The following is a 16,260-nucleotide window of genomic DNA, read 5'->3' as shown; positions in this document are numbered from 1 at the left end:
CAGGTGACCACCGTGACCCCGGCGCCCCAGGCCCTGCTGCTGCGGGTCGGCGAGGCGCGGTTCCTGCTGCCGCTGGACCGGGTGGAGCGCCTGTACCCGATGGTGCACCTGCCACCCGGACCGCCGCGGGTGCACCTGCGCGGCGAGACGCTGCCGGTCCACGACCCGCGCGCCGCGTGGGGACAGCCGCCCGGCGTGCCGCACGCCTCTCAGCGGCTGGTGCTCGTGCGGTCCCCCGAGCGGGAGGCGTGGTGGGTGGACGAGGCCGGGCCGGTCGTGGACGTCACGCCTCACGGACCGGCGGTGCTGGACGGTCAGGTGGTGAGCGTCCTGTGGTGAAGTTCGACGAGCTGCTCGAACGCACGGCGGGCCTGCGCTGGAACGCGCCGCTGGAGCGGCTGGCCGGGACGCGCCTGCAGCGGCTGGCGGCGCCGCACGGGTCGCTGGCGGACCTGGCGCGGCTGGCGGAGGCCCGCGCGGACGTCGCGGCGGACGTCGCGGCGGCGTTCACGGTCGGCGAGACGTGGTTCCACCGCTTCGGGGAGCAGCTGGACGCCGCGGCGCTGGCCCTGCGCGCCCTGGACCGCCCGGCGCGCCTGTGGAGTGCCGGGTGTTCCACGGGCGAGGAGGCGTACGCGCTGCTCGGCGCGTGCCTGCGCGCCGGAGTGGACGCGCGGGTGCTCGGCACGGACCTGAACCCGGACTCGGTGGCGGCCGCGGCGGGGGGCGTGTACCCGCTGCGGGCGTTGCGGGACGCGCCGCCGGACCGGGTGTCGCGGGTGTTCACGCTGGACGGGCAGGCGAACGTCCGGCCGGAGGTGCGGGCGCGGGCGCAGTTCCGGGTGCAGAACCTGCTGCGGCCCGCACTGGACGCCGGGTTCGACGTGATCGCCTGCCGGAACGTGCTGATCTACTTCACGCCCGGCGCGGCGCAGCAGGTCTGCGAGCACCTGATCGCGGCCCTGGCCCCGGGGGGCCTGCTGCTGCTCGCGCCGAGCGACCCGCGCCCGCCGGTCACGGAGACCCTGGAGCAGGTGCGCGTGGGCGGGACGGTACTGCTGCGCCGCCCGGCGGACTGGCGGCCCGACGTGGTTGCCGGATCTGGCGCGGCCCGCCCGGCCCCCAGCGGCCCAGGTCCGGGGTCATCCGCGTGGACGCCGAACAGCGCACGCCAGACCACCGCTGGCCCGACCACCGCTGATCCGAACGCCGCTGGACCGGACACGGCACGCCGCACCGGGGCGCCCGGCGTCGCGACAGACCCCGGCGCACCGGATCTGGCGCGGGCGCGGCAGCGGGCGTTCGTGTCCCCGCACGACCCGGCGGCGCAGCTGGACCTCGCCGCGGCGTTCCTGCAGGCGCGGCAGGGCGCGCGGGCCGCCGCGACCCTGCGCGGCGCCGAGGCGCTCATCGCGGCGCGCGGGGACTCCTGGGAGGCGGCGCACCTGCGGGCGCGGGCCGCGCAGCTCCGCCACGCGCTCGGCGCGGACGGTGCTCAGTGAGCCGCCTGGAGGAGCGGGCCGCCACGCTCGCCACGCCGCTGCGCCCGCAACGGCCCGACGTGGACGCCGTGCTCGTCACGGTGCGCGGGGAGACGTTCGCCGCGCCGCTGCGGCAACTGCGGGCGGTCCTCCCGGCGGCCATCACGCCGCTCCCCCTGAGCGCTCCGCACGTCGCGGGCGTGCAGACGGTGCGGGGCAGTCTGGTGGGCGTGGTGCGGGCCGACGCGCTGCTGACCGGTCAGCCCGGCGGGGCGCCCGGCCCGCTCGCGCGGGTGCTGCTGGCCGCCACTCAGCCCGAACCGTGCGGCGTCCTGGTGGACGCCGTCGGGGACCTCGTGTGGGTGGGTGAGCCGGTCGCGCCCGCCACGTTCGGGACGCCCGGCGTGCGGGGCCGCACCGGGAGCGGCGTGGCCTGCCTGGACCTCGACGCACTCGTGCGGCACCTGCCGCCGGCGTGGCCCGCGCGGCCACCGGACTCCGGATGACGACCCCGTCTTCCCTGACCGCTGTGCCCAACCTGACCGCTGTGCCCATCCTGACCACCGTTCCTCTCTTGACCGTCTGCCCCCTGGAGTGCCCATGCCGATCCGCCTGAAACTCGCCGGTGTTCTCCTGCTGCTGCTGCTGCCCCTGCTGGTCACGGGCGTGATCTCCGTCCAGGCGCTCGACGCGGCCGCCAGGACGAGCGCCGACCTGAACCGCGGCCTGACGCAGGCCCGCACGCTGACCAACCTGCGGGCCGCCACGAACCGCGTGACGCTGCTGAGCGCCGAGGCGCTGCTCGTGCCCGGCGGCGCGTGGCTGGACGTGCAGGACGCCCGCAACGACGCCCTGCAGGAACTCGCGGCGCTGCCCGACAGCGCCCGCCTGACCGCCGTGCGGCAGGACTGGACGGCCTTCGACCGGGAACTGAGCCTGATCCTGGACACCTCGGCGCCGCGCGCCGCGACGCTGCGGCGCTTCGAGCGGAACTTCGAACCGGCCCGGCAGCAGTTCGGGCGGTCCGTGAACAGCTACCTCGACGCGCAGGAGGCCGCGCTGGGCGCCGAGCAGGTGGCCCTGGCGGCGGACCTGCGGCGCGCCCACACGACCGTCCTGCTGACCGGACTGGTCGGGGGTCTGCTGGCCGTGCTGGCCGCGTGGTGGATCGTGCGGCGGCTGGTGCACGCCGTCGAGACGGTGGAACGCTCGGTGGGTCGCCTCGCGGACGGGTACCTGGACGACGTGCCGGGCGGGGACAGCCGCGACGAGGTGGGCCGCATGCTGCGCGCCCTGGGGCGACTGGTGGCGCACGAGCGGCAACTGGTCGGGACCATGGACCTGCTCAGCCGGGGCGAGCCGCAACCGGACCTGCCCCTGCGGCACGACGGGGACACCCTGAGTCTCGCCGTGCAGAACCTCAACCGGCACGCGCAGGAGACGGCGTCCGCCGCGCTGGCCGTCGCGGGCGGCAACCTCGCGCAGGAGGTGCCGCTGCGCTCGGACCGCGACGCGCTGGGCGGGGCGCTGCGGGACATGATCGCGCAGCTGCGCGCCTTCGCGCTGCAGAGTCAGGACGCCAGCGCGCAGCTGAGCCTCGCCAGTCAGAGCCTCGTGGCGGCCACCGCGCAGCAGAGCACCAGCGTGCACCAGCAGTCCGCCGCGATCGCCGAGACGACCGCCGCCGTCGAGGAGGTCCGCACGACCAGCCGTCACGCCGTGGACCTCGCCGGGCGCGTGTCCCGGCAGGCGGACGCCGCGCGGGTCGTGGCCGAGCAGGGCGTGCAGGCCACCCGCGACGCCGGGCAGGGCATGCACGCCCTGCAGGGCCGCGTGGACGACATCGCGCAGAACATGCTGCACCTCTCGCGGCACTCGCGGCAGATCAGCGAGATCGTCGAGACGGTCAGTGAACTGGCCGACCAGTCGAACCTGCTCGCGCTGAACGCCGCCATCGAGGCCAACCGCGCCGGGGAGCACGGGCGGGGCTTCGCGGTGGTCGCGCAGGAGATCCGCACGCTGGCCGAGCAGTCCAAGGAGGCCGCCGGGCAGATCCGCCGCACGCTGGAGGACGCGCAGCACGCCACGAACGCCGCCGTGCTCGCCACCGAGGAGGGCAGCAAGCAGGCGCAGGTGGGCACGGCCCTGATCGACCGGGCCGGGCAGACCATCGGGGAGCTCGCGCGGGTGAACGACGACGCGGCCCGCATGGCCTCACAGATCGCCGAGGCGGTCGAGCAGCACGCGCTGAGCATGGAGCAGATCGCGGTCGCCATGAACGACATCAACGAGGCGACCGCGCAGCACCTGAACGTCACGCAGGACAACCAGCAGATCGCCCGGCGCCTGCAGGCCCTCGTGACCGACCTGAACGGGCATGCCGGACGCTACCGCACCTGACCTCGCCCGGGCGCTGCGCGACGAACTGCGCGCCGCGCAGCCGGACCTCGCGGCGGGGGGCGCGGCGGCGGCCCGCGCGCTGCACTCCCTGCACGCCGCCGCCGCGGTCGCCGGGGACGAGGCGCTGCGCGGCGCCCTGCGGACCGCGCAGGCCCTGCACGACACCGCGCCCGGCCCGGAGACGCTGCAGGCCGAGTTGCGGCGGCTGGGCCTGCTGCCCCCGGAGACGCAGCCTGCCGACACGCCCGGTCCACAGAAGTCCGATTCAGACACGCCCAAACCAGACAGTCCCAGTCCAGACAGTTCCAGTCCTGACGCCGCCCCTGGCCTGCACAGCCCGGACCCCCCGGCGACCGTGCGGGTGGACGTGCGCAAACTCGACGCGCTGCTGGCGCTGGCGGGGGAACTCACGAGCGCGCGGCTGCAGCTGAACGAACGGCTGGGCCGCGCCCGCAGCGGCGAGGGCGGCGCGTGGCGGGACGTGCGCGCGGCGCAGCAGACCCTGGCGACCCTGACCGACGACCTGGCGCGCGAGGTGCTCGCCGCGCGGCTCGAACCGGCGCGGCCGTTCCTGCAGTCCTTCGAGCGGGCCGCGCGCGACGCCGCCCGGCAGGCCGGGAAACGCGCGCGGCTGCACGTGGACGCGGCGGACGCGGAACTCGACCGGCACGCCATGGACCGCCTGCGCAGCCCGCTGCTGCACCTGATCCGCAACGCTGTCGATCACGGCATCGACCTGCCGGGCGCGCGCGCGGCGCGCGGCGTGGACGACACGGGCACCGTCACCCTGTCCGCGTACAGCGCCGCCGGGCAGGTCACCGTGACCGTCCACGACGACGGGCCCGGCGTGGACTACGCCGAGATCGCCCGCGCCGCGGGCCGCCCGTACGCGCGGGGCGACGCGGCGCTGGACGCCGAACTGACCGAGCTGCTGTTCACGCCGGGCTTCACGTCCCGGCAGGAGGTCACGGACCTGTCGGGGCGCGGCGTGGGGCTGGACGTGGTCCGCACGCAGGCGCGCGCGCTGGGCGGCGACGTCTCGCTGCGCAGCGGGCCGCGCGGCACGACCGTCACGGTGCAGTTTCCGCTGACGCTCGCCACGACCCGCGTGGCGGTGGTGCGCGCCTCCGGGCAGCTGCTGGGCGTCCCGGTGCGCTGGGTGGACCGCGCCGGGCGCGCCCAGGTGCACCCGCACGAGGGCCGCCCCGCCGTGCGGATCGGGGGGCGGGTCGTGCCCGCCGCGTCGCTGGCGGGCGCGCTGAACCTCGGGGCGTCACGGGACGGCGCGTACCTGCTCGTCCGGCAGGGCGAGGCGCACCTGGCGCTGCTGGTGGACGCCCTGGTGGGCGAGGAGGAACTCGTGATCAAGCCGCTGGCGTTCCCCCTGGCGGGCGCCCCGCACCTGGAGGGCGCCGCGCAGCTGCCCGACGGGCAGATCGTGCCGGTCCTGAACGTCCGCGCGCTGCGCCCGCCCGCCGTGAGCGCCGAGGCGGCCCCGCTGCGCGCCCCGCGGGTGCTGCTGGCCGAGGACACGGCGGTCACGCGGCAGCTGCTGCGCGGCATCCTGAGCGGCGCGGGCTTCGAGGTGACGGCCGTGGAGAACGGCGCGCTCGCGTGGGAGGCGGCGCTGCGCGGCGCGCCGGACCTGCTGCTGACCGACGTGGAGATGCCGCAGCTGGGCGGCCTGGACCTGACGCGGCAGGTGCGGGCGCATCCGCAGCTGCAGCACCTGCCGGTGGTGCTGCTCACGTCCCTGGCCCGCCCGGAGGACCGCGAGCAGGGCGCCGAGGCGGGCGCGGACGCGTACCTCGTCAAGGGTGAATTCGACGAGGCGGCGCTGCTCGCCACGCTGAGGCGGCTGCTGTGACGCTCGTGGCGCTGCTTGCCCCGGCGGACCTCGGGCTGGCGCGGGTCCTGCCGTCCCCGCGGCGGCTGTGCACGTCGCAGGCGGCGGCCCTGGCGGAACTGCGCCGCGCGCCGCCCGGCGCGACGCTGCTCGTCGTGAATCCCCCCCCGACCTGGACTGGGCGGCGCTGCGCGAGACGCTGCGGCCCCTGCGAACCCGCCTGATCGTCACCGGGGCGCGGCCCCCACCGCCGGGCGTGCGGTACGCGGCGACGCTGGAGGGCGCGCTGCCGCTGCTGCCGCCCCGCGCCGCGCTGCCCACGGCCCCCTCCGACGGACCGGCCCCGGCCGAGACGCCCGCCGTGACCCTGACGCTGATCGGCGCGAGTACCGGCGGGCCGCGCGTCCTGCAGGAACTGCTGAGCGGCTGGCAGCCGCGCGGGGCGGTCGTGATCGCGCAGCACCTCTCCGAGGGGTTCAGTGACAACCTCACGCAGTGGCTCGGGACGCTCACGCCGGCCCCGGTGCTGAGCCCCACGCCGGGCGAGACGCTGCGCCCCGGAACGATCACGGTCGTCTCGGGCACGCACGTCACGCTGCAGGGGGACACGCTGAGCCTGCAGCCGGGCCAGCCGGGCCGCGAGTACCTGCCGTCCATCGACCGACTGTTCCTCTCGGCGCTGTCCTGGCGCGGCGCGCTGAACGCCATGCTGCTCAGCGGCATGGGGGACGACGGGGCCGCCGGGCTGGCCGCGCTGCACGCCGCCGGGGCGCGCAGCGCCGTGCAGGACCCGGCCAGCGCCACCGTGCCGTCCATGCCCGCGCAGGCCCTGACGCGCGTGAATCCGGGCGTGCTGGCCGCCCCGCGCGGCCTGCGGGCCTTCCTGGAGCGGCACGCGTGACCGGCGACGCGCACGACTTCGTCCCGCTGTTCGCCGAGGAGGCCCGCGCGCAGCTCGACACGCTCGACGCGGCCCTGCACCACCTGGAGGACCACGCGGGCGAACCGGCACCCGGCAGCGGCGAGGGCGCGGCCATCCGCGCGGCGTTCCAGGCGGCGCATTCCATCAAGGGCGGCGCGGCCATGCTCGACCTGCGGGGCGTGCAGCTGCTCATGAGCGCGCTGGAGGACCTGCTCGCGCACCTGCGCGCGGGCCGCGCCGCGCCGCCCGGCTGGCTGAGCGCCGCCTTCCACGCCCGCGACCGCCTGATCCGGCAGCTTGAAGACCTCTCCCCCGGCGCGCCCGCCCACCCCGACGACGAAACGGCCGCGCAGGCGCTGCGGGACCTCCTCGGTGTCCCCGGCAGCCCGGCCCCACGGGGCGCCCAGCACCCGCAGGCCGGACACGGCGCCGCGCCGGACCAACCGGCCCGCAGCGCCGATCAGCCCAGCGCCGATCAGCCCAGCGCCGATCAGCCCAGCGCCGATCAGCCCAGCACGCCCGCCCCTGCCCCGCCACGCGCGGTCGTGATGGACGTCAGTGCCCTGAGCCGCGACGCCCTCGCCGCGCACCTGCGGCGCCTGGGGTACGACGTCCACACCCACGCGCAGGTCCCCGCACCCGTCCCGGCGACCCTGGTGCTGCTCTCGGCCACGTTCCTGAACGCCGCGCTGCGCGCCGGGTGGCCCCCCGGCACCCTGCACGTCCTCAGCGAGGACCCGGACGCCCGCGCCGACGCCCGCGCGCGGGGCCTGCACGCCAGCGGCCGCCCCACGCACGACGCCCCCACCTCCACCCTGCCCGGCCATTGGACGCCGACCCCCACGGACCCCCAATGAATATCCTCGTCATCGACGACAGCGCCCTGATCCGCGCGATCCTCACCCGCACCCTCTCCCCCATCGGCGCCGTGCACGCCCCCGGCGACCTGCAGGGCGCCCGCGACCTCCTGGGCTTCCGCAGCGGCGCGTGCGACATGGACGTCGTCCTGCTGGACCTGGAAATGCCGGAACTGGACGGCCTGAGCTTCCTGCGGGACCTGCGCGCCCAGCCGCACCTCGCGGACCTGAGCGTCATCATGGTCACCAGCACCCAGGAAACCGAACGGCTCGACGACGCGTTCGCGGCGGGCGCCAACGACTACGTCACCAAACCCGCCCACGACAACGTCCTGCGCGCCCGCACCCTGAACGCCGCCCGGCTGACCCGCGCGCTGCGCGCCGCGAAGGACCGCGAACGTGACCTCGCGGCCGCGAACGCCCAGCTCGCGCACCTGTCCCTGACCGACGCGCTGACCGGACTCGCCAACCGCCGCGCCTTCGACACGCAGTACGAGCAGGCACTCGCCCTCGCGCAGCGCAGCGCGCGGCCCACCACGCTGATCATGGCCGACATCGACCACTTCAAACGCTACAACGACGCCCTCGGACACCCCGCCGGGGACGAGTGCCTGCGCCGCGTGGCGGACGTCCTGCGCGCGAGCTGCCAGCGCCGCACCGACCTCGCCTCCCGCTACGGCGGCGAGGAATTCGCGCTGCTGCTCCTCGACACCGACCCGCGCGGCGCGCACGAGGTCGCCGGGCGCATCCACGCGGCCCTCGAGGCGGCCGCCATCCCCCACCCGGACCATCCGCTCGGGCGCGTCACGCTGAGCCTGGGCCTCGCCAGCACCGCCGCGCCGGACCTCAAGGACGCCGCCGACGAGGCCCTGTACCGCGCCAAGGCGCGGGGACGCAACCGCACCGAGGAATGGTGACGCGCCGGGCCGCAGAAGGCGACTGAACGCAGGCGGGACACGCGCAGATCGGCGCGCCCGGCACGCTCCCCCGTGCCATGCTCCGGCATGACCGACACCGAAGCGGCCTTCCTGCACCGCCTCGAACACGCCCCGCTGTCTACCGCACTCCATGCCCTACGCCGCGCCCCGCACCTGTCCCCGGCCGCCCTGAACGTCATCGCCCACCGCGCCGACCTGCTGCGGAGCGTGACACTCCCCTTTGAAACGTCCCTCCCCCTGGCCGACCTGTGGGACGAGGCGATCCGGCACGACCGCCGCCAGGAACAGGAACTCATCCTGCTGCTGCGCTTCACGCCGGAACTCGAGGTCCACTTCACGCCCCGCCAACTGGCCCGATATAGCTCGGACATTGAGCGCCTGATCGAACTGGCGGGCGACCCCGACCCCAAAGTCATCGAGGCGCTGTTCGAGCACGAGGCCCTGTTTCCCCGCGACCCGCACCACGGGTTCAGCGCACCCCCGTGGGCCGAGCCCGTCACGCCAGCCTGGAGCACACCAGCCTTCACGGTGCGGCCCACCCCGGAGCAGTGGCGGCGCCTCGCCGACCGGCTGCTCGACAACCCGGCCCTCGACTCCCTGAACCCGTCCCCGCTCCTGCGCTGGCTGTTCCTCTTGCCGGAGCCATACGATCCACGGGTGCTGCTCGAACGGCCCCACCTGCGTCTCGCCACCGCAGGACACTGGTGCACGCCCCCCGCCCTCCGCGGCGTGCTGTTCGACGAGGCGATGAGCACGCGGGACCTGAAGACACTCGAACGCCTGCTGTTCAGCCGACGCCTGCAGGCCGACCAGCAGGCCGCCGTCCTTGCCACGCTCCCCATCGAAATGCGAGCCCTGGTCCTCCAGTCCGGCGCCGCGACCCTCCCCCTGCTGGAGGAACTGGCCGACGACCCCGACCTCACCCGCGACCTGATCGACCCGGACGGGTCCGGCACCGTCAACTACCACGTGAATCAGGTGCGGTCCAGCGAGCGCCTGGAAGCCACGCTGCTCATCCGCTTCGGCCTTGAGATCTGCTGGGCTGTTTCCTGAGTGGCGCGGCAGTCCGCCCCGCCCCACGCTTCCACATGCCCGAGCCGTCTAGCGTCACGTGGCCGGGCGATCCAGAACTACATCTTCGTGACGTCTGAACCTGCTCGAAGCTTACTCGCCGGACTCGGCAGTCCCCCTGATGGAACCCGTATCTGCCGGGGTGGACTGGGACATGCGCCCGATTTCCTCCAGCGCCCGGCGCAGCACCGCATCGCCCGGCAGGTTCACCACGGTTCCCGCAGCGGGCCGCTGCCGATCATCACGCACGACGATGTCCGGTGTGACCCCCACACCCTGAATCTGTCCGCCGGGCGTGACCAGGAACGCGATGGGGAACGTCAGGTAACCCGTGTCCATCCCGTGGGATGTCGACGCCACGCCTTGTCCTGCCGTTCGCTCGCCGATCACTGTCATGCGGGCGTGTTGCAGGGCACTCGCGATCACTTCTGCACCGCCGCTCGTCTCGCGGTTCACGAGCACTATGACGCGTCCGGTGAAATCCCTGAAGTGCGGCTTTGCGCTGCCGTAGATTCGCGTGTCTCCACTCTTCCCTTTCAGGCTCACGATGTCACCCTGCGACAGGAACTGATCCGCGACGGCCACGGCAGTATTCAGCGTGCCGCCTGTGTTGCCGCGCAGGTCCAGGATCAGGGTGGCGATTCCGTCTTCCTGAAGGACCTGGATTGCTCTCGTCAGTTGATCCGTGACGTCGCTCAATCCAGTGAACAAGGTAGGCATCGCCAGATACGCCGTGTCGGTCGGCAGCCCCTCCCGGACAGTTAGCGTGGGGGTGATGGCCTGCCGGGTGACCCTGACGACCTGCCGCGTTTCACCCCGCCGAACGGTCAGGTCCACGAACTGATCCTCCAGAAGCGGCAGCAATGCCGCCGCCGCCTGCCGTGTGACCGACCGGACGTCATGGTCGCCGATCCCCTCAATGATGTCGCCCGGCTGCAATCCCTGGTACCACGCGGACGTAAACGGTGGAATGGCAGCAAGTTGGACGCCCTGCTGCGCCGCCCCGTCCTGCTCGAACTCCAGGCCGAAGGTCGTCCCCTTCTGAGGATTGGCCGACGGAACAAGCACATTGCGCGGAGAGAAGCGGACATCCGGACTGCCCAGCGCGCGAATCAGACCGTCGATTCCCTGCTCGGCACCCTGCCTGACCTTCTTCTCGTCAAACGGGTAGAGGTAGGGGAAATACTGAAGACTCTTGATGATGCGGTCCACCTGAAGCGGTTCGAGCGCTTCTGCTCGAACGGTCTGTGTACTGAGGAGGGTCGCCAGGAGCAGCAGGGTCCGTCGCACACCCGCAGTGTAGACCGCTGTGGATTCCGCGCGCCGCTCACCTGAGGGGGTACCCCACCAGTGTCGGTCTCGTGGAGACGATGGATTGCTGGGCGGACGAACGGACGTACTGCTCTCAGCAGGTTCGGAGGTCGTCAGAGACTCAGACACTGCCCGGCTTCCTTCACGCGGCACGGCAGGAAGCTCATTTTGCCGAAGTGTTGGGTGCTGCGCTGGCGCAGGAAACAGGGGCAGCGTCAGAACTACCTGTTGGTATTCAGCATTGCGTACTGATCTTTGTAAGTGAGTCTGTGATCACCGCGATCCATTTCATCCAAGAATATTTGCCTTGTTGACTTCCACAGATCGATGATTTCATCATGCGCACTCAGCATCTCCCCTTCGTGGCTCATCTTATCTATAATTTTATAGATTTTATGCATCCCAACGACTGGATAGCTTTTCGATTTTCCATTACTTAAGATCGCTCTTACCTTATCAATGGCAATACTTAACGATTTCAGAACGCGAAGTTTTTCATCACTCTCAAATGATCTACTTTTGCAAAAATAGATAGCTTCCTCAACCGAAACCAAGCAGTCCTTGTAAATATCACGCATCTCTTTGATAAATACCAGTCTTTGCTGAACCGCAAAAGCCAGAAACGCAGCTGGCAAAGCAGTCAAAATAGCTACGAAGTCTTTTATAAATTTTGCTTCTACGCTCCAATTATTAGAGTCGAAAGAATATCCGCACCATGCCACCACAAGCAACGCTATGTAATATACCGTTACTCCAGCAACCAAAAACAAGAATGTATTTCTAGTCATATTCCCTCCATATAATATTTTAGGGATTGAAGCTCTATTCTCGAGATAGACTTTCATTGATAGGTAGTCATCGTGCACTATTTCTATATATCCTTGGGGAATCGTATAGTGTACTCAAAGCGGAAAATTGTTAATAATGGCCAATTTACAACATAGCTCTAAAATAAATTTAATGGCGCGCAAATTACCCCCAAATCGCTGAGAGTATTTAATGAAAACCTGATTTTAATTCAATATACATGAACAAAGAGGTAAATAATGCAAAAGCTTCATATATTAAGATCAGTAGCTATCATAGTGCTTAATTCACATCTATAGAATGCCATTTTTCTAAAATGTTAATATATTAAATGCGATCACGAGAGCTAGATTCCACTTGCTCAGCCTCAGATAGCAAGCGAGGAAGAAAAACACGAGACCACACGTAGCCCATGGCAAAACCTATGCCAAAATATGCACCAATAAGACCTAGGGCCATGATTCCAAAGAAATCCCCACCCAAACTTGCTTCAAGTTTTCTCACAAGACTACTTATCACTACGACTATATCTTTCCAATTGATCAACGCTATGCCGACAATCATTTTTGTGAGCCAATCGGAAATTTCCTCTAAATTACTATTCCCGCCATAGGGTAGCATTGCGCGGACGCCATAGTTATCTTTTGAATTGACCAATGATGAATTACGCCTGTTATTCCTGGGAACTCCAAATATCAGACCCAGAAGTGCGCCCATGAATAGCGAAAAGAGACCCAAAAGACAGAACCCACCGATCCTAACCAAAGTATTAGGTATATCAAAAACGATTGATGGAGAGGTAGGTATAGAAATAAAAATAGTCAGCACAAACAATAATCCACCCATAACTTTTAGAAATTGATTAAAATTGCCCATAACCTCACGGTTACTACTCCTATGCCCAGATAATATTGGATCTTTCTCTGTAAAGTCTCGCACTTTCTGCCCGCCTTCTAAAAAATCACGCCAGAATGAAAGTCTGATCGTCAGGAAGTCGTATGAGCTTTACGTCAATGATTGTGGTCCTGTCGGAGCGAATGAATCGCTGTACCACATCAGGGGTGAGGCGCATGCGGAGGGGGACGTATAACACCCGCTGTGTCACCGGATCTACGACACTGATCTCAAGATCCAGTCCGCGCACCTGGGAAAGACGGTCCGTCCAAGCGCCGTCTTCAAAGCACTCGCACCGCAAATAGAACGTGTGAACACCTGGATTTCTTGAGTTCTGATGATGATCTTGAATCAGGTCATTCATCATGATCCGGGGGGTGTCGCCACCTCCCAACGAGTTGAAGAAGACATCACAGTGCTTCACGGGGCTTCCATTCTGATCACGCGCTCGCACAATCACCTGCGAGTGTGAGTCATACTGGGCAGACGGTCTAAAATTTATGTCGACCAAGCCGCCAAGCAAGCTTTGCAGCGCCGTAACAACTCCGTTGCCGTGCTCCACTCCGGAAGCCCTACGACGGGTCTCCAGCGTCGTCTTATCAAACTTGACCGCCACTGACTCATACGCTTGCGCATCTACGGGACAATTCAAAGCTGGAAGAACCAGATCTTTTAGAATGCTATCAATCACGGCCTGCCCACTGACAACCCCTGTCTCTTCACCACTGTGAGAGCAGTTGTAGACCACGGCGAATGGGACGCGAGGACGGCTTCGGGCTCCGGTTCCCATGCTTTGGGGTAGTAGACCACCAGCTTCCAATGGGCGATGGTCGGCCAGTGTCCGGTAATAAGGAGCGTCAAATCCATCAACCCCAAACTTGGCATTATCCCATTTCCCGGCATGAAAGCGCTTCGCATATTTTTGCGCTTCTCCCCATCGTATGTTCTGCAGTGGAATGTCAGGATTGCGCTCAATGCGAACGTAGTGATGGTTCAGGTTTGCAGAAGAAACTCGCACCACACCATCAGAGCCATCTTCCTTACCGTACCGAACAGGTGCGAAGACAGCAGGTCCAGAGACTTGAGATCCGATGATGCAAAATTCCATCACGCCGTAGCCGTGAAACATATCTTTCTTTGGCTCAAGAAAGGCAGCGTGTAGGTCGGCGGTCCACGTCGAACCAAACTCCAGACAGTCGAGGACCTGCAAACCACGCTGGGTTCCCATGGCCCAGCGGGCCCACCGTGCCATCTGAGACTTGCCTACATGCGCCCAGCCACTTCCCCATGCTGCGCCTGCCAGATGTATAATCCGGTCCACTGGACATTTCCCCGGCTCGCAGAATCGCCTGATCCAGTTACGGATAACTAGAGTGCCGGTACTATGAACAATCACATCGAAGCGGGTATCGAGTAAATTTTGAGGGTGATGATGGAGAGCACGGTCAAGAGCTAACGTGAGGTCTTCAAGGTCAAGACCGTCATCCAATGAGATCCAACGGCTGACGTTGACCATCGTTGGCGGCTTGCCCAGTTGAACAGCAATTCTTCCTGGCAGAGCGCCATAGATCATGGCAATCGATGCCGGATCCTGGAGACGACTTTCGGCGCTGAATCCATGGATGAACACCACAGGCATAAATCCTCCAGAAGGCAATCGAATCATCGGATTTGAGCAGGTGGTAAATGGCACAAGCTGCCCGCTCCTGCTTCACTCAGAGGTGTCGGTTGAGAAAAGAGAAGACGAGTTGGACAGCTTGCGCGCTCCTCTGCTCAGTCAGGGTGGCGTGACTCACGGGGCCTGATCCGCGGGGCAAGTGAATAACCTGTGCATGTGGGAAATCGGACCTCACCTGCTCCAAACGCTCCCTAGGGCAGATGACGTCGCGTGCGTACCTCAACCCGAGGATCGGGAGCGCCGAGCGATGCGCCTGAGCAGCCGCGACGTCCCGGACCGAGAGGCCATATGACCGGCGGGCGCGGCCGGTGAGGGCCAGTGGAATGGTCGGTTGACAGACGACCACCGCGCCCGCCTGCAGGGAGAGCATCATGACGAGAACGAATCCACCGGTCAGGCACATGCCGATCAGCCCAACTTTCCACTCCGGGTGCTGGGCCGCCACCCACTGGGTGACGTTCTTCAACCCACTCCGGGTGCTGGGCCGCCACCCACTGGGTGACGTTCTTCAACCAGTGGGTGACCGGGCTGGTCTGCGCTGTGGACAGCAGATGGAATTCCCGGCTGAGGCAGACGTGGGCAATGGCGCGCAGTTTCGGCGCCAGGCCGTCGGGTCGAGGGAAGTCGCCGAACAGGACTGGGAGGTACACGCGGAACCCTTCGTTCGCAAGATCGCGGGCCAGTCGTAAGGTCTCCGGGGTCACGCCCGTCATCTCGTGCACGAGGATCACGGGACGCCCGGTTCCGATGGCGTAGAGGTCGTATGTCTTGGGTCCGGGTGCGGGGGCCAGTGCGGTGAAGCCTTCGGGCAGTGCAGGCATGCGCCGCCTCCGTTCAGGTGACGCTGATGCCGCGCAGAACGGCGCGCACGACATCGAGTTGTTCCACGTCCCCGTGGTTGGGAATGACCGCGTCGGATTGAAGGTTGTAGATCTGCCCGCGGCTGAAGCTGAGTGGGGCATCAGCGTTCAGGACGACCGGCTGCGCGCCGGCATTCAGAGCTCCTCTGACACCAATGGCGCCGAAGCGGTTGGCATCGGTGAGGTTCCTGTCATGACCGGCAAACGTGGATGCGAGCGTGTACAGGATGCGGAGGGCGAGATCTTTCTTGGTGTGTGTGACCAGGATCGGTCCTGTGACCACGCGGTTCGTCACGACCGGTCGGAAGTAGCCTTGCGGCGCCTGGTCGGTCGCCATGCCAAATCCGAAATGGGAGAACGCTCCCTGGATGAGATGCAGGGACGCCAGGTTCAGCGGAGGATCACCGTCCGGACCCCGGGCCACCGAGACTGCCAGGCGGGCACCGAACGAATGCCCCAGCAGATGAACTTTCACGTTCGGCGCGGCTTTCTGAATATCCCGGACGAGGCCGCGGCCACCACTCTCACCGATGCGGCCGGCACGCTCCCGCATCTCGTAGTAGGAAGCCCAGACGACAATGTCCCGCCACAGCGATCCCAGGTCTGGCGCCTCGCCCCGCAGAGCAGTTCTGTCCAGATTCCGCTCTGGCAGGTCAGGGTCCTGCGCGAAGATCTCGCTTGCCGTGACGCGGTCGATCAGCCGCTTGACCTGTTCACGGTCCACCACCTGACCCGACTCGACTGCCCCGAGCAGTTCCGCGTCGTGTGGGAAGGCCTCCTGCGCGGCCACCCTGACGTCGTCCATGCTGGCACTGGCAGGTGACTGCAGGGACTCTGGAATGGACGGCCATACCAGGCCGATGACTGCGAATTGCCGCCCCTGCAGGTCCTGAGCGAGCGGTCCGTCCATCAGGGTGCGGGCATGACCCAGGTAGCGGCCGTAGCGGTCCTCGGCTGAGGACCGGGTGGCGTTCCAGCCGTGCACGAGAATGAGAACGTCTGACGGCCTGATGGCCGACAACTCGCTCATGGCCCGCCTGAGTTCGGCCGGATGGACGGGGGCGCCGTTGCGGTCGAGTTCAACCGTCGCGTATGGAAAACCGTGCAGGTGCGGCGCTGCGGGTGCGCTGGCAGTGGGTGCTGGCGCGGCTGAGGCGTGCGGTGACGGACGTGTGTTCATGGCTTCCCTCCTGTC

The 16,260-nt window shown here is 67.5% G+C and carries 14 protein-coding genes; 9 read left to right on the top strand and 5 right to left on the bottom strand.

What is annotated here, in order from left to right; genetic code table 11:
- The first annotated feature begins 3 nt into the window (after window positions 1-3).
- The 9 genes from EXW95_RS20035 to EXW95_RS19995 all read left to right on the top strand — a co-directional run bounded on the left by EXW95_RS20035 (window position 4) and on the right by EXW95_RS19995 (window position 9,497).
- Entirely contained in the window at window positions 4-339 is a 336-nt protein-coding gene (locus EXW95_RS20035; protein WP_174369267.1) for a chemotaxis protein CheW, read from the top strand.
- The gene (locus tag EXW95_RS20030; protein WP_174369266.1) at window positions 336-1,502 is read left to right on the top strand and encodes a CheR family methyltransferase; all 1,167 of its coding nucleotides are present in this window, start codon (window positions 336-338) and stop codon (window positions 1,500-1,502) included. The genes EXW95_RS20035 and EXW95_RS20030 overlap by 4 nt, the downstream gene beginning before the upstream one ends.
- Window positions 1,499-1,987, top strand: a complete 489-nt coding sequence (locus EXW95_RS20025) for a chemotaxis protein CheW (RefSeq protein WP_174369265.1) — start codon at window positions 1,499-1,501, stop codon at window positions 1,985-1,987. The genes EXW95_RS20030 and EXW95_RS20025 overlap by 4 nt, the downstream gene beginning before the upstream one ends.
- A 94-nt stretch (window positions 1,988-2,081) precedes the next feature.
- Window positions 2,082-3,881, top strand: a complete 1,800-nt coding sequence (locus EXW95_RS20020) for a methyl-accepting chemotaxis protein (protein ID WP_174369264.1) — start codon at window positions 2,082-2,084, stop codon at window positions 3,879-3,881.
- A complete protein-coding gene (locus tag EXW95_RS20015; RefSeq protein WP_174369263.1) occupies window positions 3,859-5,748 on the top strand; it encodes a response regulator in 1,890 nt (629 codons plus the stop codon). Before EXW95_RS20020 ends, EXW95_RS20015 begins: the two co-directional genes overlap by 23 nt.
- A 67-nt stretch (window positions 5,749-5,815) precedes the next feature.
- A complete protein-coding gene (locus EXW95_RS21470; RefSeq protein WP_174369262.1) occupies window positions 5,816-6,628 on the top strand; it encodes a chemotaxis protein CheB in 813 nt (270 codons plus the stop codon).
- A complete protein-coding gene (locus tag EXW95_RS20005; RefSeq protein ID WP_174369261.1) occupies window positions 6,625-7,506 on the top strand; it encodes an Hpt domain-containing protein in 882 nt (293 codons plus the stop codon). The genes EXW95_RS21470 and EXW95_RS20005 overlap by 4 nt, the downstream gene beginning before the upstream one ends.
- Entirely contained in the window at window positions 7,503-8,423 is a 921-nt protein-coding gene (locus EXW95_RS20000; protein ID WP_174369260.1) for a diguanylate cyclase, read from the top strand. The genes EXW95_RS20005 and EXW95_RS20000 overlap by 4 nt, the downstream gene beginning before the upstream one ends.
- An 87-nt stretch (window positions 8,424-8,510) precedes the next feature.
- Window positions 8,511-9,497: a hypothetical protein gene (locus tag EXW95_RS19995; protein ID WP_174369259.1), complete on the top strand. Its 987-nt coding sequence runs from the start codon at window positions 8,511-8,513 to the stop codon at window positions 9,495-9,497.
- 111 nt (window positions 9,498-9,608) lie between these two features.
- On the opposite strand, the gene EXW95_RS21465 is transcribed toward EXW95_RS19995, so the two are convergent.
- From EXW95_RS21465 to EXW95_RS19970, 5 genes are all read right to left on the bottom strand, one after another.
- Window positions 9,609-10,805, bottom strand: coding sequence for a S41 family peptidase (locus tag EXW95_RS21465; protein WP_174369258.1), 1,197 nt, complete (start codon window positions 10,803-10,805; stop codon window positions 9,609-9,611).
- A 242-nt stretch (window positions 10,806-11,047) separates the two neighbouring features.
- Window positions 11,048-11,671, bottom strand: a complete 624-nt coding sequence (locus EXW95_RS19985; protein ID WP_174369257.1) for a hypothetical protein — start codon at window positions 11,669-11,671, stop codon at window positions 11,048-11,050.
- Window positions 11,672-11,960: 289 nt separating this feature from the next.
- Window positions 11,961-12,572 (bottom strand): hypothetical protein, encoded by a 612-nt coding sequence (locus tag EXW95_RS19980; protein ID WP_174369256.1) that lies wholly within the window; start codon window positions 12,570-12,572, stop codon window positions 11,961-11,963.
- A gap of 22 nt (window positions 12,573-12,594) precedes the next feature.
- Window positions 12,595-14,166: a hypothetical protein gene (locus EXW95_RS19975; RefSeq protein WP_174369255.1), complete on the bottom strand. Its 1,572-nt coding sequence runs from the start codon at window positions 14,164-14,166 to the stop codon at window positions 12,595-12,597.
- 873 nt (window positions 14,167-15,039) lie between these two features.
- A complete protein-coding gene (locus tag EXW95_RS19970) occupies window positions 15,040-16,245 on the bottom strand; it encodes a hypothetical protein (protein WP_174369254.1) in 1,206 nt (401 codons plus the stop codon).
- Window positions 16,246-16,260 lie beyond the last annotated feature (15 nt).

Source organism: Deinococcus sp. JMULE3 (assembly GCF_013337115.1).
Lineage (GTDB): Bacteria > Deinococcota > Deinococci > Deinococcales > Deinococcaceae > Deinococcus.
The sequence above is the reverse complement of the archived record's forward strand: the minus strand, read 5'-3'. Positions and strand labels throughout refer to the sequence as shown.